The sequence below is a fragment of the Rhizobium sullae genome (genome assembly GCF_900169785.1).
GTDB lineage: Bacteria > Pseudomonadota > Alphaproteobacteria > Rhizobiales > Rhizobiaceae > Rhizobium > Rhizobium sullae.
Window position 1 is genome coordinate 93,541 of record NZ_FWER01000007.1, and the last position, 22,327, is coordinate 115,867.

Consider the following 22,327-nt stretch of genomic DNA (forward strand, 5'->3'; position numbering starts at 1 on the left):
AACAACAAACGGGTTTCAAACTTGCAACCAACAGGGGCTAAAATGAAGAAACTAGCACTCGCACTTGCGGCAACCGCTGCGCTGGTCATCAGCGTCGGCTCGGCCGCACAAGCCGCAGACAAGACCAAGGTCTGCTTCATCTATGTCGGGACCCGCACCGATGGCGGCTGGACCCAGGCACATGAAAACGGCCGTCTGCAGGTCGAAAAGGAATTCGGCGACAAGGTCGAAACGCCTTATCTCGAAAGCGTTCCGGAAGGCCCGGATGCAGAGCGCGCGATCGAGCGCATGGCCCGTTCCGGCTGCTCGCTGATTTTCACCACCTCGTTCGGCTTCATGGATGCCACTGTCAAGGTTGCCCAGAAGTTCCCGAAAGTGAAATTCGAGCATGCAACCGGCTTTAAGGCTGCGGAAAACGTCGCGACCTACAATTCGCGCTTCTATGAGGGCCGTTACATTCAGGGTCAGATTGCCGCCAAAATGTCTAAGAAGGGCCTGGCCGGCTACATCGCCTCCTTCCCGATTCCGGAAGTGGTGATGGGAATCAACGCGTTCGAACTCGGCGCGAAGTCCGTCAATCCCGACTTCAAGCTGAAGGTCGTATGGGCCAACACCTGGTTCGACCCTGGCAAGGAAGCCGACGCCGCCAAGGCGCTGATCGACCAGGGCGTCGACATCCTGACACAGCACACCGACACCACCGCTCCGATGCAGGTGGCTGCCGAACGCGGCATCATGGCCTTCGGCCAGGCATCGGACATGATCAAGGCCGGTCCGAAGACGCAGCTGACGGCAATCGTCGACACATGGGGCGCATATTACACCAAGCGCACCAAGGCCCTGCTCGATGGCACCTGGAAATCTGAACAGATCTGGGACGGCCTGAAGGACGGCATTCTGACCATGGCGCCCTACACGAACATGCCGGACGATGTGAAGAAGATGGCCGAAGAGACCGAGGCGAAGATCAAGTCCGGCGAGTTGCACCCCTTCACCGGCCCGATCAACAAGCAGGACGGTACGCCTTGGCTGAAGGCTGGCGAGAAGGCTGATGATGGCACGCTGCTCGGCATGAACTTCTACATCCACGGCGTCGATGACAAGCTGCCGCAATAGCGAAACTGCGAAAGGCGCTCCATCCCCGGAGCGCTTTTTTCGCGAGCCGTTTCAAAATAGTAATTTACAAAAGTAATACTATATGATTTTTTCTCTCCTGCGCCGCGAGGAGCGGCATTTGGGAGAGACAATCATGAAATTGAAGAATGCACTTTTGAGTGCCACGATTTTGGCTGCCTGCATGTTCGGTTCCGCGTCTGCGGCTGAACTTGTCGTGGGCTTTTCGCAGATCGGCTCGGAGTCCGGCTGGCGTGCCGCCGAGACGACGGTGACGAAGCAGGAAGCCGAGAAGCGCGGCGTCGATCTGAAATTTTCGGACGCCCAGCAGAAGCAGGAAAACCAGATCAAGGCGATCCGCTCCTTCGTCGCACAGGGCGTCAACGCGATTTTCCTCGCGCCCGTCGTCGAAACCGGCTGGGACGACGTCTTGAAGGAAGCCAAGGAAGCAGAAATCCCGGTCATCCTGCTCGACCGCACCATCAAGGCTCCCGAAGACCTTTATCTGACGGCCGTAACCTCCGATCAGATACATGAAGGCAAGGTCGCGGGCGACTGGCTCGTCAAGAATGCCGGCGACAAGAAGTGCAACATCGTCGAGCTTCAGGGCACCACCGGCTCCTCGCCGGCGATTGCCCGCAAGAAGGGCTTCGAGGAGGCGCTTGCCGGCCACGACAACTTCAAGATCGTCCGCAGCCAGACTGGCGACTTCACCCGTGCCAAGGGCAAGGAAGTCATGGAAAGCTTCCTGAAGGCTGAAAACGGCGGCAAGGACATCTGCGCGCTTTATGCCCACAACGACGACATGGCCGTCGGCGGCATTCAGGCGATCAAGGAAGCGGGCCTGAAGCCCGGCAAGGATATTCTCGTCGTCTCGATCGATGCCGTTCCGGATATCTTCCAGGCGATGGCGGCAGGCGAAGCCAACGCCACGGTCGAGCTTACGCCGAACATGGCCGGTCCGGCATTCGACGTGCTCGAGGCCTACCTGAAGGATAAGAAGGAGCCGCCGAAGTGGATCCAGACGGAATCGAAGCTCTACACGCCGGCTGACGATCCGATGAAGGTCTACGAAGCCAAGAAGGGCCTCGGTTACTAATTGACACTGGAGCCGCACCGGTCCGTCATGGACTGGTGCGGCGCTGCCCGTGCGGGCGCGGACGTCATGTCCTGCAATTGCATGGGTGTGAGGGTCAATATCAGGAAAATACCGAGCCATGAATCACGATATCGAGAACATTCTCGTCGCGTCCGGAATATCAAAATTCTTCCCCGGCGCCGTGGCGCTGGACAAGGTCGACTTCACGCTTCGCAAAGGCGAAGTTCACGCGCTGCTTGGCGAAAACGGAGCCGGCAAATCAACCCTCATCAAATGTCTGACTGGCGCCTATCGCCGCGATGAGGGAAGGCTCGCGCTTGAGGGAAGCGAGATCGATCCCGCCGATACGCTGGCTGCCCAGAAGCTCGGCATCGGAACCGTCTATCAGGAGGTGAACCTCCTGCCGAATCTTAGCGTCGCCGAAAACCTTTTCCTCGGCCGTCAGCCGCGGCGTTTAGGCATGGTCGATATGCGCGCGATGAACCGGATGGCGCGCGAGCTGCTGGCGCAATATGGCCTCGACATCGATGTGACGGCACAGCTCGACCGATTCTCGGTCGCCGTGCAGCAGGTGATCGCGATTGCCCGCGCCGTCGATCTTTCCGGCAAGGTTCTGATCCTCGACGAGCCGACCGCGAGCCTTGATACGCATGAAGTCGCGATGCTCTTCGGTGTCATCAATGACTTGAAGAGGCGTGGCTTAGGCATTGTCTTCATTACACACTTTCTTGAACAGGTTTACGAAATTAGCGACCGCATCACGGTGCTTCGCAATGGCAGGCTTGTCGGCACCCGCGAAGTGGCCGAACTGCCGCGGCAGGCCCTGATCCCGATGATGCTCGGCCGCGAATTGGCGCAAACCGAGGAAGCCGCAAAGGAGCGGGCGCTCGCCGCCGGCAGCGTCAAGTACCGGTTCGAAGGATTTGGCAAGCGCGGCAAGGTGAAGCCGTTTGATCTCGACATCCGTATCGGCGAAGTTGTCGGCATTGCCGGCCTACTCGGTTCCGGACGCACGGAGACTGCTGAACTTCTCTTCGGCATAGAACATGCCGACAGCGGCAGGGCGGAGATCGATGGCAAGGCAGTGACGCTATCGAGCCCGCGCGCTGCGATCAGGCACGGCTTCGGATTCTGCCCGGAGGACCGCAAGACTGACGGGATTATCGGCGATCTGTCGATCCGCGAGAATATCGCGCTGGCGCTTCAGGCGCGCCGCGGCTGGGCAAGACCGCTGTCGCGCGGCGAACAGAACGCCTTGGCGGATCAGTACATCAAGGCGCTCGACATCCGAACCACGGATCGCGAGAAGCCGATCCGGCTGCTTTCGGGCGGCAATCAGCAAAAGGCGATCCTTGCCCGTTGGCTTGCCACCAATCCTGATTTCCTGATCCTCGACGAGCCAACCCGCGGCATCGATGTCGGCGCCCATGCGGAGATCATCCGGCTGGTCGAGGAGCTTTGCGCAAAGGGCATGTCGCTGATTGTGATTTCATCAGAATTGGAAGAGCTTGTCGCCTATAGTTCACGCGTCATCGTCCTTCGCGACCGCGAGCACATTGCCGAGCTTGCTGGAGACCGCTTGACGGCATCCCACATCATCGACGCGATCGTCGCGGCCGAACAGAAAATGGAGGATGCATGAGTTCCTCGCTGAAGGCGCTTGCCATACGCCTGGCGCCGCAATTGATTGCGCTGGCCGTCATTCTTTTGTTGAATTTCATCATGTTCCCGCAGTTTTTTAATGTCGTCGTTCAGAACGACCGCCTCTACGGCAGTCTGATCGACGTCCTGAACCGCGGGGCCCCCGTTGCCTTGCTCGCCATCGGCATGACGCTGGTGATTGCGACGAAGGGCATCGATCTTTCCGTCGGCGCCGTCATTGCGATCTGCGGCGCGGCCGCCGCATCGTCGACCGTTTCCGGCAATTCGCTCGCCTATACGCTGATCGCGACACTCTCTGTCGGCCTGCTCTGCGGAGTATGGAACGGCTTTCTGGTGGCAATCCTGAATATCCAGCCGATCATCGCAACGCTTGTGCTGATGGTCGCCGGACGCGGTATCGCCCAGCTGATCACCGAAGGCGTAATCATGACCTTCAACGATCCGGGGCTGACCTTCTTCGGCAGCGGCTCCTTCGGCTTTCTGCCGATGCCCGTGGTAATCTGGCTGATTGCCGGTGCGTTGGTGATCCTGCTTGTCAGGCGGACCGCACTCGGCATGCTGATCGAAGCCGTCGGCATCAATCGCCGCGCCAGCACGCTTTCGGGCGTTCGCACGCCTGTCCTCTTGATGGCGGTCTATATGTTGAGCGCGCTATGCGCGGCGATCGCGGGCATCATCGTTGCCGCCGACATCAAGGGTGCGGATGCCAACAATGCCGGTCTGTGGCTGGAGCTCGATGCAATCCTCGCGGTCGTCGTCGGCGGCAATTCGCTGCTCGGCGGACGTTTCAGCATCCTTGGTTCACTAATCGGCGCGATGATCATCCAGGCGGTCAATACCGGCATCCTGCTCTCCGGTTTCCCCCCGGAATTCAACCTCATCATCAAGGCGGTGATCGTCCTGATCATTCTCATCATCCAGTCGCCGGCGCTGCAATCCGCCGCGGTTTTCTTCAGCCGCAAGCCGGAAGTCAGAGCGGAGCTGTCGAAATGAACTCGAAATACCTGCCGCTTCTGGCAACCATCGTCATCTTCGTCCTTTCCTATGCGGCCTGCGCGCTGCAGTACCCGAACATGCTCTCGACCCGCGTCGCCGGCAATCTACTCACCGACAATGCGTTCCTCGGCATTGCCGCGGTCGGCATGACCTTCGTCATCATCTCGGGCGGCATCGATCTTTCGATCGGCTCGGTCATCGCCTTCACCGGCGTGTTCCTTGCCGTCGTGCTGCGGGACACTTCGATCCATCCGCTGGCGGCCTTCGCGCTGGTTCTGGCCATCACCACTGCCTTCGGCGGACTGATGGGTGCGGTGATCCACTATCTGAAGATGCCGGCCTTCATCGTGACGCTCGCCGGCATGTTCCTGGCGCGCGGCATGTCCTATGTGCTTTCGATCGACAGCATTCCCATCAACCACGACTACTATTCGATGCTGACTAGCATCTATTACCGTATGCCGGGCGGCGGGCGCCTGACTTTGGTCGGCGGCGTCATGCTGTTGGTTTTCATCGCAGGCATTTTCGTCGCCCATCGCACCCGTTTCGGAGCCAATGTCTACGCACTCGGCGGCGGCGTCCAGACGGCGGAATTGATGGGAGTGCCGGTCGGCCCGACGACCATCCGGATCTATGCGCTCTCCGGCTTTTTGGCGGGCCTATCCGGAATCGTTTTTTCGCTCTATACGTCTGCCGGATATTCCCTGGCTGCGGTTGGCGTCGAGCTTGACGCCATCGCGGCGGTGGTCATTGGGGGAACTCTTCTGACCGGGGGAGCAGGATTCGTGGCGGGAACCTTCATCGGTCTCCTGATACAGGGGCTCATTCAGACATACATCACCTTCGATGGGACGCTCTCGAGCTGGTGGACGAAAATCCTGATCGGCCTTTTGCTCTTTGCGTTTATCCTGATGCAAAAGGCCATCCTGTTCTTGTCCAGTTTGAACAAGAGGTACGCCTGACGGAGGACTTATTGCGCAACCGATTGCTTGAGACACGAAGGACCGGCCGCAAGGCCCGCACGAGCCACGCGCAGGTCGTGGACGAGCTCGGCAAGGCCATTGTCGCCGGAACCTATCCGGTCGGCTCGATTTTGCCCGGCGACGTCGAGCTTGCGCAACGCTTCAAGGTCTCCCGCACCGTCCTTCGGGAAACGATGAAGACGCTTGCGGCCAAAGGCATGGTCGTTGCCAAGGCGCGCGTCGGCACGCGTGTAACGGAGAAGAACCTCTGGAACATGTTCGACAGCGAGATCATCTCCTGGCATTTCGACCATGGCGTCACCGAGGAATTCCTGCTGCAACTCTATGACATCCGACTTGCCGTGGAGCCTTTCGCCGCGGGCCTTGTGGCAGAACGGGCAAACGCCGATAACATCGCGACGCTGCGCGCATTGGCGCTCGATATGGCCGAGCCCGGCCATACGACGGAAAGCCTGGCGCTCGCCGACCTTAAATTCCATCTTGCCATTGCTGATGCATCTCACAACCCGTTCATGCGCACGCTTGGAAGTCTGATCGAGGCCGCGCTCGTCGGCATGTTCCGGCTGAGCACGCCGCAGTCGCAGAACGGCTTCTCCACCATCGCAGAGACGCATATGCGCATTGTCGACGCGATCGTTGCTGGAGACGTTGTCGGCGCCCGCAAGGCAATGGAAGACGTCATCATCGAAGGGCGGGAGCATATCCGAGAGGCCTATGCGGCGCTCGCCAAGGTTCCGGTCTGATTCAATTTCATCTTTGTCGCCCGTTCGCCTTGCTGCTATGAGGCAGAGCTGAACAACGGATTCCCGGAGCCTGCCCATGGAACGCACCTGCCTTGCCGTCATTCTTGCCGCCGGCGACAGCACCCGAATGAAGTCCTCGAAATCGAAGGTGCTGCATCCGGTCGCCAACCGGCCGATGATCGCCCATGTCGTGGATGCCGTGGCAAAGGCCGGTATTTCGTCAGTCGCCGTCGTCGTCGGGCGCGATGCCGATGAGGTCGCGAAGGTGGCCAGGATCGGCGGAGTCGAGGTCGAGGCGCATCTGCAGGAGGAGCGCCTCGGAACAGGACATGCCGTCCTTGCAGCACGCGAAGCGATTGCTCGAGGCTACGACGATGTCCTGGTGACCTATGGCGACGTGCCGTTGCAGACCGAGGGACCGCTGAAGGCCGCGCGTCAGGGACTGGCGGATGGCTGCGACATCGTCGTCTTAGGCTTCCATACGGACAAGCCAACAGGCTACGGCCGCCTGCTCGTCAAGGACGGCGAGTTGATCGCGATCCGCGAGGAGAAGGACGCGACTGACGCCGAGCGTGCCGTCAAATGGTGCAACAGCGGCCTGATGGCGATCAACGGCCGCAAGGCGCTCGATCTTCTTGCGCGCATCGAAAACAGCAACGCCAAAGGCGAATACTACCTAACGGATCTCGTCGAGATTGCCCGCTCGCTCGGTGGCCGGGTGACGGCCGTCGATGCCCCGGAAGTGGAAATGACGGGCTGCAACAACAGGGCAGAACTCGCGACGATCGAGCATTTCTGGCAGGAACGCCGCCGTCACGAACTGATGATTTCCGGCGTGACGATGATCGCGCCGGAAACAGTTTTCCTATCCCACGATACCGTCATCGGCCAGGATGTGCTGATCGAGCCGAATGTGGTCTTCGGTCCGGGCTCGGTCGTCGATGGCGGCGTGGTGATCCATGCTTTTTCCCACATCGAAGGCGCGCATGTGAGTGCCGGTGCGGCGGTCGGTCCCTTTGCACGCCTGCGGCCGGGCGCTGATCTCGGGGAGGGATCGAAGGTCGGCAATTTCTGCGAGGTGAAGAACGGGCAGATCGGCAAGGGCGCCAAGGTCAACCACCTGACCTATATCGGCGATGCGGTCATCGGCGCCGGAGCCAATATCGGTGCGGGTACGATCACCTGCAATTATGACGGCGTGAACAAGCACGAGACCCGCATCGGCGCCAACGCCTTCATCGGCTCCAATAGTGCGCTGGTTGCTCCGGTCAGTATTGGCGACGGCGCCTATATTGCATCGGGCAGCGTCATCACCCACAATGTCCCTGCCGAGGCGCTCGCTTTCGGCCGGGCGCGCCAGGAAGTCAAACCCGAACGCGGCAAGGCGATCCGCGAACGGGCACTGGCGATCAAGGCCGCGAAGCAAACCAGGGCTGAGTAACGGCCGGAAATCGAAAGTGACTGGCTGACTTATTGAGAAATAACAGAAAATCGCTAGGACTGGCCTCGTTATTTTCAAAGCGTTGGGGACATTTGCATGTGCGGCATTGTGGGGATCGTCGGCGGCCAGCCGGTTGCGGAACGTCTGGTCGATGCGCTGAAGCGGCTCGAATATCGAGGTTACGATTCGGCGGGAGTCGCCACCATCCACGAAGGCGTGATGAACCGCCGCCGCGCCGAGGGCAAACTCTTCAATCTCGAGAAGCGCCTCGACGCCGAGCCGCTGCCCGGTACGACCGGCATCGCTCATACGCGCTGGGCAACCCACGGCGTTCCGAACGAGACCAATGCGCACCCGCATTTCGTCGAGGGCGTGGCGGTCGTCCACAACGGCATTATCGAAAACTTCTCGGAACTGCGTGACGAGCTCAACGCCGATGGTGCCGTCTTCGAAAGCCAGACCGACACCGAAGTCGTCGCCCACCTGATGGCGAAATACCTGCGCGAAGGGTTTGAGCCCCGCGCTGCTATGCTGAGGATGCTGAACCGCGTGACAGGCGCCTATGCGCTCGTCGTCATGCTGCAGAGCGATCCGGGCACGCTCCTGGCGGCACGCTCCGGCCCGCCGCTTGCCGTTGGTTTCGGCAACGGCGAGACGTTTCTTGGTTCCGATGCGATCGCTCTTTCGCCCTTCACCAACGAAATCACCTATCTCGTCGACGGCGACTGTGCGGTCATTACCCGCGAAGGCGCTACGATCGTCGACTTCTCCGGCAACCCGGTAAACCGACCGCGGCAGATTTCGCAGGCGACCGCCTATGTCGTCGACAAGGGCAACCATCGTCACTTCATGGAGAAGGAAATCTACGAGCAGCCGGAGGTAATCTCCCACGCGCTCAGTCATTATATGAATTTTGCCGAGAACACGATCGGCGCCAATGCGCCTGAGATTGACTTCAGGGCGGTCAGCAGCCTTGCGGTCTCGGCTTGCGGCACGGCCTATCTCGCCGGACTGATCGGCAAATACTGGTTCGAGCGCTATGCTCGGCTGCCGGTCGAGATCGACGTCGCCTCGGAATTCCGCTATCGCGAGATGCCGCTGCAGCCGTCGCAGGCGGCGCTCTTCATCTCACAGTCCGGCGAGACCGCCGATACGCTCGCCTCGCTCCGCTATTGCAAGGAGAACGGTCTGAAGATTGGTGCGGTGGTCAACGTGCAGGAATCGACCATTGCGCGCGAATCCGATGCCGTGTTCCCGATCATGGCAGGCCCCGAAATCGGCGTGGCTTCAACGAAGGCCTTCACCTGCCAGCTGGCGGTCCTTGCGTCACTGGCAATCGGTGCCGGCAAGGCGCGCGGCACCGTCAGCGCCGACGAGGAAAAGGCGCTCGTCCGGCAACTTGCTGAAATGCCGCGCATCATGAGCCGCGTGCTGAATCTCGTGCAGCCGCAGATGGAAAGCCTGTCGCGCGAACTCTCCAAGTGCCGCGACGTGCTATATCTCGGTCGCGGCACCAGCTTCCCGCTGGCGATGGAAGGCGCACTGAAGCTCAAGGAGATTTCCTATATCCATGCGGAAGGCTATGCGGCCGGTGAACTGAAGCACGGGCCGATCGCGCTGATCGACGAGAATATGCCGGTCATTGTGATCGCGCCCTACGACCGGTTCTTCGAAAAGACAGTTTCGAACATGCAGGAAGTCGCAGCCCGTGGCGGCCGGATCATCTTCATCACCGACGAAGCAGGTGCTGCTGCCTCCAAGCTGCCAACGATGGCGACTATCGCGCTTCCGAACGTCCCTGAGATCATTGCGCCGATGATCTTTTCGCTCCCGATCCAGCTGCTTGCCTACCATACCGCGGTCTTCATGGGCACGGATGTAGACCAGCCGCGTAATCTCGCGAAATCGGTCACGGTGGAGTGAATCAGAAAGCCGCCGGAAGGCTTGTGGAAGGGGCCGAATTCTGGCAGCTTCGTTCCGGGTGCGGGGGAGCCCTGATCACGACAGCCGGTAGATTCAAGGGAGTTCATCGCGAGCGATGACGCACAAACTGCCCCGATTGCCGATAGCGACCCGCATGAGAAACAACTTCCTTGCGGGCCTTATCATCTGTGCCCCGATTGCGATCACGCTGTGGCTGACCTGGTCCGTCGTCCGGTGGGCCGACAGCTGGGTGAAGCCCTATATTCCGGCGCGCTACGATCCGGACAGCTACCTGAATTTCGCCGTACCCGGCTCCGGCCTGGTGATCGCGATGATCTTCATCACCATCATCGGTTTTCTCGGCAAGAACCTCATCGGCCAGACCATCGTGCAGTTCGGTGAGTCAGTCGTGCGCCGCGTACCGCTAGTGCGCAGCATCTACAAGAGCGTGAAGCAGATATTCGAGACGGTGTTGAAGGAGCAAAGCAACTCTTTCAAGAAGGTCGGCCTCATCGAATATCCGAGTCCCGGCCTCTGGGCGCTGGTGTTCATCGCGACCGATGCAAAGGGCGAGATCGCTTCGAAGTTCAACGCCATGGGCCAGGATATGGTAAGCGTGTTCCTGCCGCCGACGCCAATACCGACCGCGGGCTTTCTGATATTCGTGCCGCGCGAAAAGATCGTCGTGCTCGACATGAGTGCGGAAGACGGCGCCAAGCTGCTGGTTTCCGGCGGCCTCGTGGCGCCAGACTTTCCGGCCAAGCCGTCCAATGAACCGGTTCCGGGAAAGCCGAGACTGCTAGCCCGCGCGAAGAAAGCGGATCGCTTCGTCGCGCCTGAATAGATAGAGCAGGGTGCGGACTGCCGTACCGCGTTCGCTCGTCAGTTCCGGGTCGCGCTCGATCAGGTAGGCAGCATCTCTGCGGGCGATCTCCAGAAGGTCGGCATGGGCTTCCAGGCTCGCGATCCGGAAGCCGGGTGTGCCGGATTGGCGGGTGCCGAGCAATTCGCCTTCGCCGCGCAGCTTCAAATCCTCCTCGGCAATCCTGAAACCGTCCTCCGTTTCCCGCAAGATCGAAAGCCGCGCATGGCCGGTTTCGCCGAGCGGGCCTTTGTACAGCAGGATGCAGGTCGAGGCTTCGTCGCCGCGGCCGACGCGGCCGCGAAGCTGATGGAGCTGCGAGAGGCCGAAGCGTTCTGCATGCTCGATCACCATGATCGTCGCGTCCGGCACGTCGACGCCGACTTCGACGACGGTGGTCGCCACCAGCAGTCTGAGTTCACCGTTCTTGAACGCCAGCATCACGGCATCTTTCTCCGGCCCGCTCATGCGGCCATGGATGAGGCCGATGCCTGGACCGAGGGCGGAGACCAATGTCGCGTGCCGCTCTTCTGCAGACATAAGGTCGAGTTCTTCGGATTCTTCGACCAGCGGGCAAATCCAATAGGCTTTCTTGCCCTCGGCAAGCGCGCTCTTTAGCCGATCGACGATCTCGCTGGTGCGTTCACTGGGGATGGTGATCGTCTGGATCGGTTTGCGTCCGGCGGGTTTTTCGGTGAGCTTTGAGACATCCATGTCGCCGAAGGCGGCAAGCACCAGCGTGCGTGGAATGGGGGTCGCCGTCATCACCAGCATATGCGGCGAGATGCCCTTCGCGGTCAGCCGCAGACGCTGGTGCACGCCAAAGCGATGCTGCTCATCGACGACCGCCAGCATCAGGTTCTTGTAGTTGACGCTCTCCTGGAAGAGCGCATGCGTGCCGATGATGATCTGGGCCTCGCCTGAGGCGATGCGCTCCAGGATATCGTCGCGCTCGCGTCCCTTGGTGCGGCCGGTCAGCACCTTGATACCGAGACCGGCAGAAGCGGCGAATTTGGAGATCGTCGCGTAGTGCTGTCGCGCAAGGATTTCGGTGGGAGCCATCAGAACGGCCTGTCCGCCGCTCTCGATTACCGCTGCCATGGCCATTAACGCCACCAGCGTCTTGCCGGATCCGACGTCGCCCTGGAGCAGCCGCAGCATGCGTTCTTCGCCAGCCATGTCCTTCAGGACGTCGGCAATCGCCTCGGTTTGGCTGCGCGTGGGCAAAAAGGGCAGTGCCTGCAGGATCTTGCCGCTGATTTTGCCGGTGGCATGGACCGGATGCCCGGCGACCTTGCGAAGCCGCTGGCGCACCAGCGCGAGCGATAGCTGACCGGCAAGGAATTCGTCATAGGCGAGCCTGCGCCGGGCAGGGGCCTGCGGATCGACGTCCGCCGAATCACGCGGTTCGTGCAGCATATGGAAGCTGTCGGAAATCGATGGCAATCCCTGTGCCTGCGCCAGCGAAAGATCGATCCATTCCGGCAGCTCCGGCATGCGAAGTACCGCGGCCTCGATGATCTTGCGTAGCGTCTTCGGCGAGAGCCCGGCCGTCAGTGGATAGACCGGCTCGACGAGCGGCAGGTTCTCCGTATCGCCGGCCTTTACGATGTAGTCCGGGTGCACCATCGTCGCCCGGCCATTGAACCAGTCGATCTTGCCGCTGACGACAACCTCTTCGTCGATCGGAAGCTGCTTGTCCAGCCACGCCGCCTGCCCGCGGAAGAAGACGAGGTTGAGTTCGCCTGTCTCGTCGTGCAGGAAGACGCGGTAGGGGATATTGCTCTTGCCTCGTGGTGGCGGCTGATGCCGGTCGACCCGCGCCGTGATCGTCACGATCGCTCCTTGCGGCGCGCGCGCAACTCCCGGCTGGTTGCGCCGGTCGATCAGCGAATGCGGCGCATGGAAAAGCAGGTCAATGATCCGCGTATCTTCAGGATTCTCGCGTCCTAGCAGCTTCACCAGCAGCTCGGCAATCTTCGGCCCGACGCCCGGAAGAGCCGAAACGGGAGAAAACAGCGGATCGAGGATGGTCGGGCGCATGCTGCAAGATGCGATGAACAATAGGGCATTGGCAAGGCTGACAAGCCGCTTTCGAGGGGCTATAGAGGCGCATCAACAGGAAGGTAATGCCATGACAGGTGTGACACTCTCGAGTGCCGGTCTCGACGCGCGCCGCCGCCGCATATTGTTCCGCTGTTGGCATCGCGGGCTGCGCGAGATGGATCTTGTGTTCGGTCAGTTCGCCGAAGCCGAGATCGCAACTTTGTCCGAGGCGGAGCTCGACGAGCTCGAAACCATCATGGGCGAGGAAGACAACGACCTTCTGCGCTGGGTTATGGGCACATGGGCGGTGCCGGAGCGCTTTCAAACACCTATGTTCCAGCGGCTCACTGCCTTCAAGCCGGATTTCGAATACCCGGCCGATACCGCACCCAGGAAGCCGGAATGATCTCAGGATTTGACGCAAGCAAGCTCGCAGCCGCCGCCGAGCCGCTGACGATCGGCAACCTGCCGACCGGCCTGGAGCCGCTTCTGCTGGCCGAACTGGCGCGTGCAGGCGGACCGGTCGCCTATGTGCTTTCCGACGGGCAGCGCATGGCCGATCTGGAGCAGATGCTCGGCTTTGTTGCGCCCGACATTCCGGTCCTGACGCTGCCCGCATGGGACTGCCTGCCTTACGACCGTGTTTCCCCGAGCGCCGATACCTCGGCCCGCCGTTTGGCGGCGCTGAGCGGCCTGATTGCCCATCGCAAGAAGCCGCATGCGGCAATCGTGCTCGTTACAGTCAACGCCATGCTGCAGAAGGTGGCGCCGCAGAATGTGATCGAGAGCCTGGCATTCTCGGCGCGTCCCGGCAACCAGGTGCGCATGGACGACCTCGCCGGCCGTCTGGAGCGGAACGGGTTCGAGCGCGTTGCGACCGTGCGTGAAGTCGGCGAATATGCGGTGCGCGGCGGTATCCTCGACGTTTTCGTGCCGGGTTCGGAAGAGCCGGTCCGCCTCGATTTCTTCGGCGATACGCTGGAAAGCATCCGCAGCTTCGATCCGGCAAGCCAGCGCACGACCGGGCAGGTACGCTCGCTCGATCTCAACCCGATGAGCGAAGTGACACTGACGCCGGATACCATCAGCCGCTTCCGCAAGAATTATCTCTCCGCTTTCGGCGCCGCGACGCGCGACGATGCGCTCTATCTGGCTGTCTCTGAAGGCCGCCGCTATCCCGGCATGGAGCACTGGCTGCCGCTCTTCTACGAGAAGCTGGAGACGACGTTCGATTACCTTAAGGGTTTCCGGCTGGTCACCGACCATACCGTGCGCGAGGCCGCCGAGGAGCGCTCGAAGCTCGTTCTCGACTACTTCGATGCACGCTTGAACTCAGGCCAGCAGGTCAAGGGTCAGATGGCCCAGGGGACACCTTATAAGCCTGTGACGCCGGGCCAGCTTTATCTCGACAGCGAGATCTTTGCGAAGACGCTGGATGCGTTCAACGCCATGCGGATTTCACCCTTCAACGAGCATGAAGGCGAAGCAAGACGTGTGGTCAACGTCGATGCGCGTCAGGGCGAGCGCTGGGCGCGCTCGAATTTCGAAGGTGGTGATGCCGAGCGCGTCAACATCTTCGATCTGGTCGTCAAGTATATTGCTGACAAGCGGGCCGGCGGCGCGAAGGTTCTCATTACGGCCTGGACGGAGGGTTCGCTCGAACGCCTGTTGCAGGTGCTGAACGAGCACGGCCTGGAGCGCGTCAAACCGGTCGAAGCGTTGAGGGCCGTCGATTCTCTGGATAGGGGCGAGGCGGCGGCGGCCGTGCTCAGCCTCGAATCCGGCTTCGAGACAGGCAACCTCATTGTCATCGGCGAGCAGGACATTCTCGGCGACCGCATGGTTCGCCGCACGAAACGTCGCAAGCGCGCTGCCGACTTCATTTCGGAGGTTGCGGGTCTCGACGAAGGTTCGATCGTCGTTCACGCCGAACACGGCATCGGCCGGTTCGTCGGCCTGAAGACAATCGAGGCGGCCGGCGCCCCGCACGCGTGCCTCGAGCTGCAATATGCCGATGACGCCAAGCTCTTCCTGCCGGTCGAAAACATCGACCTGCTTTCCCGCTATGGCGGCGAGGGAACCGAAGCCCATCTGGACAAACTCGGTGGCGGCGCCTGGCAGATGCGCAAGGCGAAGCTCAAGAAGCGCCTCCTCGACATGGCGGACGCGCTAATCCGGATTGCGGCCGAGCGTTTGACCCGTCACGCGCCGATGCTGACGACGCCGGACGGCCTTTATGACGAATTCGCCGCCCGCTTCCCCTATGACGAGACGGAAGACCAGGACAACGCGATCGAGGCCGTGCGCGGCGATCTCGCTGCCGGGCGTCCGATGGATCGCCTCGTCTGCGGCGACGTCGGGTTCGGCAAGACGGAAGTGGCGCTGCGCGCCGCCTTCGTCGCCGCGATGAACGGTATTCAGGTGGCCGTCGTCGTGCCGACGACGCTCCTTGCCCGGCAGCACTTCAAGACTTTTATCGAGCGCTTCCGCGGCCTGCCTGTGCGCATCCAGCAGGCCTCGCGCCTTGTCGGTTCGAAGGAGCTCGCTCTCACGAAAAAGGAAGTGGCTGAGGGCAAGACCGATATCGTCGTCGGCACGCACGCACTGCTCGGCGCCGGTATCAAATTCGCCAATCTCGGCCTGCTGATTATCGACGAGGAGCAGCATTTTGGCGTGAAGCACAAGGAGCGCCTGAAGGAGATGAAGAGCGACGTGCACGTCTTGACGCTCTCGGCAACACCGATCCCGCGCACACTGCAGCTGGCGATGACCGGCGTCCGCGAGTTGTCGCTGATCACCACGCCGCCCGTCGACCGCATGGCGGTGCGCACCTTCATTTCGCCCTTCGACAGCCTGGTCATCCGCGAGACGCTGATGCGCGAGCATTATCGCGGTGGCCAGAGTTTTTACGTCTGCCCGCGTCTTGCTGATCTCGAGGACGTGCACGCCTTCCTGCAGTCCGACGTACCCGAGCTGAAGGTGGCCGTCGCCCATGGCCAGATGCCGGCCGGCGAACTCGAAGACGTCATGAATGCCTTCTATGAGGGCCGCTACGACGTGCTGCTTTCGACGACCATCGTCGAATCCGGCCTCGATGTTCCGACCGCCAACACGCTGATCGTTCATCGTGCCGACATGTTCGGTCTGGCGCAGCTCTATCAGCTCCGCGGCCGCGTCGGCCGCTCGAAGGTCCGCGCTTTCGCCCTCTTCACGCTGCCGGTCAACAAGGTGCTGACAGCAACCGCCGAGCGTCGCCTCAAGGTGCTGCAGTCGTTGGATACGCTCGGCGCCGGTTTCCAGCTCGCCAGCCACGACCTCGATATCCGCGGTGCAGGCAACCTGCTCGGCGAGGAACAGTCCGGCCATATCAAGGAAGTTGGCTTCGAGCTTTACCAGCAGATGCTGGAAGAGGCGGTTGCCGAGGTGAAGGGTGTCGATGAAATCCAGGACACAGGCTGGTCGCCGCAGATTTCGGTCGGCACGCCGGTGATGATCCCGGACGGCTATGTGCCGGACCTGCATCTGCGCATGGCCCTCTATCGTCGCCTCGGCGAGATCACCGAACTAAAGGAGATCGATGCTTTCGGCGCTGAGATGATCGACCGCTTCGGTCCGATGCCGATCGAGGTGCAGCATCTTTTGAAGATCGTCTACATCAAATCGCTTTGCCGCATGGCCAATGTCGAGAAGCTCGACGCCGGCCCGAAGGGCGTGGTCGTCCAATTCCGCAACAAGGAATTCCCGAACCCGGCAAACCTGGTCGGCTATATTGCCAAGCAGGGCACGATGGCGAAGATCCGTCCGGACCACAGCGTGTTTTTGACCCGCGACCTGCCGACGCCGGAAAAGCGGCTGCAAGGCGCGGCCGTCGTCATGACGCAGCTGGCCGAAATGGCGAAGCCGTAAGTCGGGTCAGTTCATTCCGGCGCGCGCTTCGGCCTTCGCCTTGGCGATGTCGCGAAGTGCGCCTGCCAGAACGTCCGGCGTCTGTGCGCCGCTGGCGGCATACTGCTGGTCGAAGATGAAGAACGGGACGCCGGTCACGCCTATTTTCTGGGCCGCCTCGATCTCGGCAATCACCAGGTCGCGGTCGGCATCCGAAGCAAGCAGGGAGGCGATGACAGCGCGGTCGAGGCCGGCTTGCTCGGCGATGTCGAGCAATACGGCGTGGTTCCCGAGATTGCGGCCTTCCTCGAAATTCGCCTTGAAGAGTGCATTGACGACGCGGTCCTGCTTTTCGCGATCCTCGACCATGGCCCAATGGATCAGGCGGTGCGCATCGAGCGTATTCGGGCCGACTTTGATCGCCTCGAAGTCGAAATTGATGCCGACGTCGCGGCCGAAATCGGTCAGCATCTTGTGGGCCTGTGCGACCCGTTCGGCGCCGCCGAGCTTCTGCTCCAGAGCCTTCTTCTGATCGACGCCTTCGGGCGGATAGTCGGGATTGAGGCGGTAGGGGCGCCAGTTGATGTCGACGCCGATTTCGTCCTGCACTTCGGCGATCGCAAGCTCCAGCCGCGCCTTGCCGAGATAGCACCAAGGGCAGACGACATCCGATACGACGTCGATGGTTATGCGTTCCATGGTGTTTCCTTTCATCGGTCCGAGGTTTCCACGCCATCTATGCCCTGACGCGTTCGACTTCAACCAGGCAGGAAAAAGGAACCAGCGTCGGCAGGACTTACTGCACGCTCTGATCCCACCAGGCCGGAAGCTGGTAGCCGTAAAGCGGCACAATGTCCGGATGTCCGAGCCGTTTGCTGCGCGCGACCCATTGCTGGTCGATATGGTAGAGGGGCAAGACGTAGTGCCCGGAAAGCAGCAATCGGTCGTATGACCGGACGGCGGCAGTGAAATCTTCCTCAGAGCGCGCCGTGAGGATATGCTTGATCAGCGTATCGACGTTTGGGTCGGCAACGCCGGCGAAACTCGAACTGCCCTCGCGGTCGCGCGCAGCCGAGGACCAATAGGAAAGCTGCTCGTTGCCGGGCGAGAGTGACGACACATAAGACTTTAGGATAACATCATAGTCGAAACTATTGGTTCGGCTCTGATATTGTGAATCATCCACCGTGCGGATCGAAGCGGCAATGCCCACCGTCTGTAGCGAACGCTGGAAGGCGATCGCGAGTTTTTCCTGATCAGGATTCTGCGTCATGATCTCGAAGGCAAGCGGCTTGCCGCTGGAATCCACCATCTTGCCGCCCTGGATCGAATAGCCGCCTTCCTTCAGCACCTGCACCGCCTTTTTCAACACATTGCGGTCGCGTCCGGACCCATCGGTCACAGGCAGCTTGTAAGTGCCGTCGAGGATGGCCGGGTCGATCTTGTCTTTGATCGGGCCCAGCATCTCAAGTTCGCGGGCGTCGGCCGGAACGCCGAAGCTCGAAAGCTTCGAATTCTGCCAGAAGCTCTGCGTGCGCTTGTAGGCACCGGAATAGAGCGTTTTGTTCGCCCATTCGAAATCGAAGATCAGCGAGAGCCCTTCGCGCACCTTGGTGTTTGCGAATAGCGGCCGCCGGGTATTGAAGACGAAGCCGAACATGCCGCTCGGCAGCTTCGGCTGGAAGGTATCCTTGATCACGGCACCGGTGGAAACCGCTGGAAAATTATAGGCCGTCGCCCAGTGGCCGGGGCTGCCGTCGGGATAGACGTCGATATCGCCCTTTTTGAAGGCCTCGAAGAGCGTTGTGTCCTGCAGAAAATATTGAACGGTGATCTGGTCGTAATTGTCCATGCCGACCTTGGAAGGGATATCCTTGCCCCAGTAGTTCGGGTCGCGTTCATAGGTGATGCTCTCGCCGGGCTTCACAGCCTTGATCTTATAGGGGCCGGAGCCGAGCGGCGGCACGAGAGAGGTCCGGTCGAAGGTTTCGGGATCTATGGCGTGCTTTGGCAGGACCGGCATCAGCCCGAAGATCATCGGCGTTTCGCGGTCTGCTTTGTCGTTGAAGGTGAAGCGCACGCTGTGCTCGCCGACCTTCCCCATCTTGGAGACAAGGCTGAGACGATTCGCAAAGGGCACGCGTCCCTTGTCGCGCAGCAGCTCGAAGGAGAACATGACGTCCTCGGGCGTCACCGGTTGGCCGTCGGACCATTTGGCCTTCGGGTTGAGATTGAACTGGACGAACGTGCGGTCCTCGTCCCATTCGACGGTTTCCGCAAGCAGTCCATAAAGCGTGAAAGGTTCGCTCCGGGAGCGCAGCAGCAGCGATTCGTAGACGAGGTTGCCATAGTCCGGGTCCCACATGCCGCGCGCTGTCGTGCGCATGCTTTTCAGGATGAAGGGGTTGAGGTTGTCGAAGGTGCCGACGACGCCGTAGCTGATCTTGCCGCCCTTTTTCACGTCCGGATTGACATAGGAGAAATGCCTGTAGTCCGGGGGCAGGGCGGGTTCGCCATGCATGGCGATCCCATGCAGTGGGCTGGCAGCAACGGCGCCGCAGAACAGCGTAAAGGCGAGGGGGAGGATGACCCGGAGCATGCTCAAATCCTTTCCGGCAAAGGCACGATTCGGCCGAAGACTATCATGCTGGGCAGGAAATCGAACATCGAGACGCCGAAATCTTTCGGACCATCCAGAAATCGCCAAAGAAATACTGGATATCTGCAGCGCCTCAATGTAACAGGTGGTCCGGGTTTTTGGGGGCCATGCATTTGCCTTAATGTTTTAAGAGGTGGAATGCACAGTGGCCCGGTTGGAGAGGACGGCAGATCGCGGTCCCGAATGGGTATCAGGAGACGGAATCCGTTATGATGTTCAAGTCTGATAAGAAATTGCGGGCAGCTCTGTCCGTTCTGGCAGTAGCTTTCGGCGCCGCTTCGGCTCCTGTATCCTCCTTTGCACAGGATGCCGCTGCAAACGCGCCCGCACAGGCTGCGGGCGCGCCGCGCCTTGGCTGGTACAAGACCTGCAGCAAGCAGGAAGACAACGATATCTGCGTCGTTCAGAACCTGATCCTCGCCAATGGCGGCCAGCTCGTCACGGCCGTCGGCCTCATCAACATCTCCGGCAAGGTCAATCGCAAGATCCTGCAGGTATCGGTGCCGACCGCCCGCCTGATTCCGCCGGGCATCATGATGCAGGTCGATAACAACAAGGGCCAGAAGCTCGATTACGCCGTCTGCCTGCCGGACAAGTGCACTGCCGAAATCCCCCTGACGGATGCGATGATCGCCGGCCTCAAGAAGGGCAGCGACGTGATCTTCACGTCGATCAATTTCCGCCGTGCACCGAACCCGATCAAAATCTCGCTCGAAGGCTTTACCGGCGCCTATGATGGCGAAGCCGTTTCGCCGAACAAGCTCGCCGAGAGCCAGAAGAGCCTGCAGGACAGCATGCAGAAGAAGGCCGAGGAAGCCCGCAAGAAGCTCGAAGACGCGCAGAACGCCGCCAAGGCGCAGTAATCTGCCAACGTAAGCGCAATGAACAGAAAACCCGGCCATGGCGCCGGGTTTTCTGTTTTTACGGCAAAGAAAAAACCCCGCCGGAGCGGGGTTTGAAATCATAATTGTTTGCGCGTCTTAGTGGGCGAAGCTCATCTTGGGCTTGAGCTGGCCGGACGGCGCCTGATCGAAAATCTGGTAAACCTGCTGATTGCGAAGCGGAATGCCGCTTTCGTCATTCACCAGGTTCTGCTCGGAGACGTAAGCGACATATTCGTTTTCGTCGTTTTCCGCGAGCAGATGGTAGAAGGGCTGGTCCTTGTCAGGGCGGACTTCGGGAGGAATAGAGTTCCACCATTCGTCCGTATTCGCGAATTCCGGATCGACATCGAAGATGACGCCTCGAAACGGAAAAACCTTGTGCCGGACCACTTCACCGATACTGAACTTTGCTACTCTTTCTTTCATGGTACGACTTCCTTTCATCACCAGATTTGGTGATTGGGCCCGCTCAAATCAAGATTTTTGCGGGTTTTCGTCACATGAGTGTCATGTCGCCATCAGCCTCAGTGACAAGGAAGGAAGGCTCCGGCGGAACCGGAGCCTCCCGCTCAGCGATCAAGCCGAATAGTACATATCGTATTCGACCGGATGTGGGGTCATCTCGAAGCGCATCACCTCTGCCATCTTCAGTTCGATGAAGGCGTCGATCTGATCGTCGTCGAAGACACCGCCAGCTGTCAGGAACTTGCGATCCTTGTCGAGGCTTTCGAGGGCCTCGCGCAGCGAGCCGCAGACCGTCGGGATCTTCTTCAGTTCCTTCGGCGGCAGGTCGTACAGATCCTTATCCATGGCCTTGCCCGGATGGATCTTGTTCTTGATGCCGTCGAGGCCCGCCATCAGCATGGCCGCGAAAGCCAGGTACGGGTTGGCGGTCGGATCCGGGAAGCGGACCTCGACGCGCTTTGCCTTCGGGTTGGAGCCGAACGGAATGCGGCAAGAGGCCGAGCGATTGCGGGCCGAATAGGCCAGCAGCACCGGCGCTTCGTAACCTGGAACGAGACGCTTGTAGGAATTGGTCGACGGGTTGGTGAAGGCGTTGATCGCCTTGGCATGCTTGATGATGCCGCCGATGTAGTAGAGGCAGGTTTCGGAGAGGCCCGCATATTCGTCGCCGGCGAAGGTCGGCTTGCCGCCCTTCCAGATCGATTGATGCACATGCATGCCTGAGCCGTTGTCGCCGAAGATCGGCTTCGGCATGAAGGTTGCCGTCTTGCCATAGGCATTGGCGACCTGGTGCACGACGTACTTGTAGATCTGCATCTTGTCGGCATTGCGCACCAGCGTGTCGAACTTAATGCCGAGTTCGTGCTGGGCCGCGGCCACTTCATGATGATGCTTCTCGACGACGACGCCCATTTCTGCAAGCACCGTCAGCATTTCCGAGCGCATGTCCTGCGCGCTGTCGACCGGTGGAACCGGGAAGTAACCGCCCTTGACGCGCGGACGGTGACCGAGGTTGCCGGTCTCATAATCGGTGTCGTCATTCGAGGGCAGTTCGCTGCTGTCGAGCTTGAAGCCGGTATTGTAGGGATCGGCCTTGTACTTGACGTCGTCGAAGACGAAGAATTCTGCTTCCGGGCCGACGAAGACTGTATCGCCGATGCCGGAGGCCTTGAGATAGGCTTCAGCCTTTTTGGCGGTGCCGCGCGGGTCACGGTTATAGGCTTCGCCCGAAACAGGGTCCAGGATGTCGCAGATGATAACCATGGTCGACTGCGCGAAGAACGGGTCCATGTGCACCGTTTCCGGATCCGGCATCAGCACCATGTCGGACTCGTTGATGGCCTTCCAGCCGCCGATCGACGAGCCGTCGAACATCACGCCATCGGCGAACATGTCCTCATCGACGCAGACGACGTCCATCGTGACATGCTGCAGCTTGCCCTTGGGGTCGGTAAAGCGCAGATCGACGAACTTGACGTCGTTTTCCTTGATCTGCTTAAGAATTTCGTTCGCGGTCGCCATGAAATCTCCCTTTCATTTGCAATGACGATGGATGAATTCGCCGCA

17 protein-coding genes are annotated in these 22,327 nt (G+C 60.4%); 12 read left to right on the forward strand and 5 right to left on the reverse strand.

Features of this window, described 5'->3' with window-relative positions:
* Window positions 1-42 precede the first annotated feature (42 nt).
* The 9 genes from BN1800_RS08395 to BN1800_RS08435 all read left to right on the forward strand — a co-directional run bounded on the left by BN1800_RS08395 (window position 43) and on the right by BN1800_RS08435 (window position 10,804).
* Window positions 43-1,116, forward strand: a complete 1,074-nt coding sequence (locus BN1800_RS08395; RefSeq protein WP_027509466.1) for a BMP family ABC transporter substrate-binding protein — start codon at window positions 43-45, stop codon at window positions 1,114-1,116.
* Window positions 1,117-1,249: 133 nt separating this feature from the next.
* Window positions 1,250-2,212 carry a galactofuranose ABC transporter, galactofuranose-binding protein YtfQ gene (gene ytfQ, locus BN1800_RS08400; RefSeq protein WP_027509467.1) on the forward strand — a complete coding sequence of 321 codons (963 nt, stop codon included), beginning with the start codon at window positions 1,250-1,252 and terminating at the stop codon, window positions 2,210-2,212.
* A 118-nt stretch (window positions 2,213-2,330) separates the two neighbouring features.
* Window positions 2,331-3,854, forward strand: coding sequence for a galactofuranose ABC transporter, ATP-binding protein YtfR (gene ytfR, locus BN1800_RS08405; protein WP_027509468.1), 1,524 nt, complete (start codon window positions 2,331-2,333; stop codon window positions 3,852-3,854).
* Window positions 3,851-4,867 carry an ABC transporter permease gene (locus tag BN1800_RS08410; RefSeq protein ID WP_027509469.1) on the forward strand — a complete coding sequence of 339 codons (1,017 nt, stop codon included), beginning with the start codon at window positions 3,851-3,853 and terminating at the stop codon, window positions 4,865-4,867. The genes ytfR and BN1800_RS08410 overlap by 4 nt, the downstream gene beginning before the upstream one ends.
* Entirely contained in the window at window positions 4,864-5,832 is a 969-nt protein-coding gene (yjfF, locus tag BN1800_RS08415) for a galactofuranose ABC transporter, permease protein YjfF (protein WP_027509470.1), read from the forward strand. The genes BN1800_RS08410 and yjfF overlap by 4 nt, the downstream gene beginning before the upstream one ends.
* 11 nt (window positions 5,833-5,843) lie before the next feature.
* Window positions 5,844-6,596 (forward strand): FadR/GntR family transcriptional regulator, encoded by a 753-nt coding sequence (locus BN1800_RS08420; RefSeq protein ID WP_027509471.1) that lies wholly within the window; start codon window positions 5,844-5,846, stop codon window positions 6,594-6,596.
* 76 nt (window positions 6,597-6,672) lie between these two features.
* Window positions 6,673-8,037 (forward strand): bifunctional UDP-N-acetylglucosamine diphosphorylase/glucosamine-1-phosphate N-acetyltransferase GlmU, encoded by a 1,365-nt coding sequence (glmU, locus tag BN1800_RS08425; protein WP_086996416.1) that lies wholly within the window; start codon window positions 6,673-6,675, stop codon window positions 8,035-8,037.
* 96 nt (window positions 8,038-8,133) lie between these two features.
* The gene (gene glmS / locus BN1800_RS08430) at window positions 8,134-9,960 is read left to right on the forward strand and encodes a glutamine--fructose-6-phosphate transaminase (isomerizing) (RefSeq protein WP_027509473.1); all 1,827 of its coding nucleotides are present in this window, start codon (window positions 8,134-8,136) and stop codon (window positions 9,958-9,960) included.
* Between the two features lie 115 nt (window positions 9,961-10,075).
* Window positions 10,076-10,804, forward strand: coding sequence for a DUF502 domain-containing protein (locus tag BN1800_RS08435; RefSeq protein WP_027509474.1), 729 nt, complete (start codon window positions 10,076-10,078; stop codon window positions 10,802-10,804).
* Here BN1800_RS08435 and recG read toward each other — a convergent pair.
* The gene (gene recG / locus BN1800_RS08440) at window positions 10,760-12,865 is read right to left on the reverse strand and encodes an ATP-dependent DNA helicase RecG (protein ID WP_086996420.1); all 2,106 of its coding nucleotides are present in this window, start codon (window positions 12,863-12,865) and stop codon (window positions 10,760-10,762) included. The genes BN1800_RS08435 and recG overlap by 45 nt on opposite strands.
* Window positions 12,866-12,956: 91 nt before the next feature.
* On the opposite strand from recG, the gene BN1800_RS08445 reads away from it, so the two are divergent.
* Together BN1800_RS08445 and mfd are read left to right on the forward strand one after the other, a co-directional pair.
* On the forward strand, window positions 12,957-13,274 hold the full coding sequence (locus BN1800_RS08445; RefSeq protein ID WP_086996493.1) for an FAD assembly factor SdhE: 318 nt from the start codon (window positions 12,957-12,959) through the stop codon (window positions 13,272-13,274).
* On the forward strand, window positions 13,271-16,774 hold the full coding sequence (gene mfd, locus BN1800_RS08450; RefSeq protein WP_086996423.1) for a transcription-repair coupling factor: 3,504 nt from the start codon (window positions 13,271-13,273) through the stop codon (window positions 16,772-16,774). The genes BN1800_RS08445 and mfd overlap by 4 nt, the downstream gene beginning before the upstream one ends.
* Window positions 16,775-16,780: 6 nt before the next feature.
* On the opposite strand, the gene BN1800_RS08455 is transcribed toward mfd, so the two are convergent.
* Together BN1800_RS08455 and BN1800_RS08460 are read right to left on the reverse strand one after the other, a co-directional pair.
* Entirely contained in the window at window positions 16,781-17,452 is a 672-nt protein-coding gene (locus BN1800_RS08455) for a DsbA family oxidoreductase (RefSeq protein WP_086996496.1), read from the reverse strand.
* Between the two features lie 97 nt (window positions 17,453-17,549).
* On the reverse strand, window positions 17,550-19,352 hold the full coding sequence (locus BN1800_RS08460; protein WP_027509479.1) for an extracellular solute-binding protein: 1,803 nt from the start codon (window positions 19,350-19,352) through the stop codon (window positions 17,550-17,552).
* Window positions 19,353-19,621: 269 nt separating this feature from the next.
* Between BN1800_RS08460 and BN1800_RS08465 the strand changes: the two genes are divergently transcribed.
* Entirely contained in the window at window positions 19,622-20,275 is a 654-nt protein-coding gene (locus BN1800_RS08465; RefSeq protein ID WP_027509480.1) for an invasion associated locus B family protein, read from the forward strand.
* A gap of 117 nt (window positions 20,276-20,392) precedes the next feature.
* Here BN1800_RS08465 and hspQ read toward each other — a convergent pair whose 3' ends face one another.
* Complete coding sequence (gene hspQ / locus BN1800_RS08470) at window positions 20,393-20,722, reverse strand: heat shock protein HspQ (protein WP_027509481.1); 330 nt, start codon at window positions 20,720-20,722, stop codon at window positions 20,393-20,395.
* A 150-nt stretch (window positions 20,723-20,872) separates the two neighbouring features.
* Window positions 20,873-22,282 (reverse strand): type I glutamate--ammonia ligase, encoded by a 1,410-nt coding sequence (gene glnA / locus BN1800_RS08475; RefSeq protein WP_027509482.1) that lies wholly within the window; start codon window positions 22,280-22,282, stop codon window positions 20,873-20,875.
* Window positions 22,283-22,327 lie beyond the last annotated feature (45 nt).

Bases quoted from the DNA above. Each gene is read 5' to 3' on its own strand.
- BN1800_RS08395 (WP_027509466.1), top strand. From the start codon at position 43: ATGAAGAAACTAGCACTCGCACTTGCGGCAACCGCTGCGCTGGTCATC.
- ytfQ (WP_027509467.1), top strand. From the start codon at position 1,250: ATGAAATTGAAGAATGCACTTTTGAGTGCCACGATTTTGGCTGCCTGC.
- ytfR (WP_027509468.1), top strand. From the start codon at position 2,331: ATGAATCACGATATCGAGAACATTCTCGTCGCGTCCGGAATATCAAAA.
- BN1800_RS08410 (WP_027509469.1), top strand. From the start codon at position 3,851: ATGAGTTCCTCGCTGAAGGCGCTTGCCATACGCCTGGCGCCGCAATTG.
- yjfF (WP_027509470.1), top strand. From the start codon at position 4,864: ATGAACTCGAAATACCTGCCGCTTCTGGCAACCATCGTCATCTTCGTC.
- glmU (WP_086996416.1), top strand. From the start codon at position 6,673: ATGGAACGCACCTGCCTTGCCGTCATTCTTGCCGCCGGCGACAGCACC.
- glmS (WP_027509473.1), top strand. From the start codon at position 8,134: ATGTGCGGCATTGTGGGGATCGTCGGCGGCCAGCCGGTTGCGGAACGT.
- BN1800_RS08435 (WP_027509474.1), top strand. From the start codon at position 10,076: ATGACGCACAAACTGCCCCGATTGCCGATAGCGACCCGCATGAGAAAC.
- recG (WP_086996420.1), bottom strand. From the start codon at position 12,865: ATGCGCCCGACCATCCTCGATCCGCTGTTTTCTCCCGTTTCGGCTCTT.
- BN1800_RS08445 (WP_086996493.1), top strand. From the start codon at position 12,957: ATGACAGGTGTGACACTCTCGAGTGCCGGTCTCGACGCGCGCCGCCGC.
- mfd (WP_086996423.1), top strand. From the start codon at position 13,271: ATGATCTCAGGATTTGACGCAAGCAAGCTCGCAGCCGCCGCCGAGCCG.
- BN1800_RS08455 (WP_086996496.1), bottom strand. From the start codon at position 17,452: ATGGAACGCATAACCATCGACGTCGTATCGGATGTCGTCTGCCCTTGG.
- BN1800_RS08460 (WP_027509479.1), bottom strand. From the start codon at position 19,352: ATGCTCCGGGTCATCCTCCCCCTCGCCTTTACGCTGTTCTGCGGCGCC.
- BN1800_RS08465 (WP_027509480.1), top strand. From the start codon at position 19,622: ATGATGTTCAAGTCTGATAAGAAATTGCGGGCAGCTCTGTCCGTTCTG.
- hspQ (WP_027509481.1), bottom strand. From the start codon at position 20,722: ATGAAAGAAAGAGTAGCAAAGTTCAGTATCGGTGAAGTGGTCCGGCAC.
- glnA (WP_027509482.1), bottom strand. From the start codon at position 22,282: ATGGCGACCGCGAACGAAATTCTTAAGCAGATCAAGGAAAACGACGTC.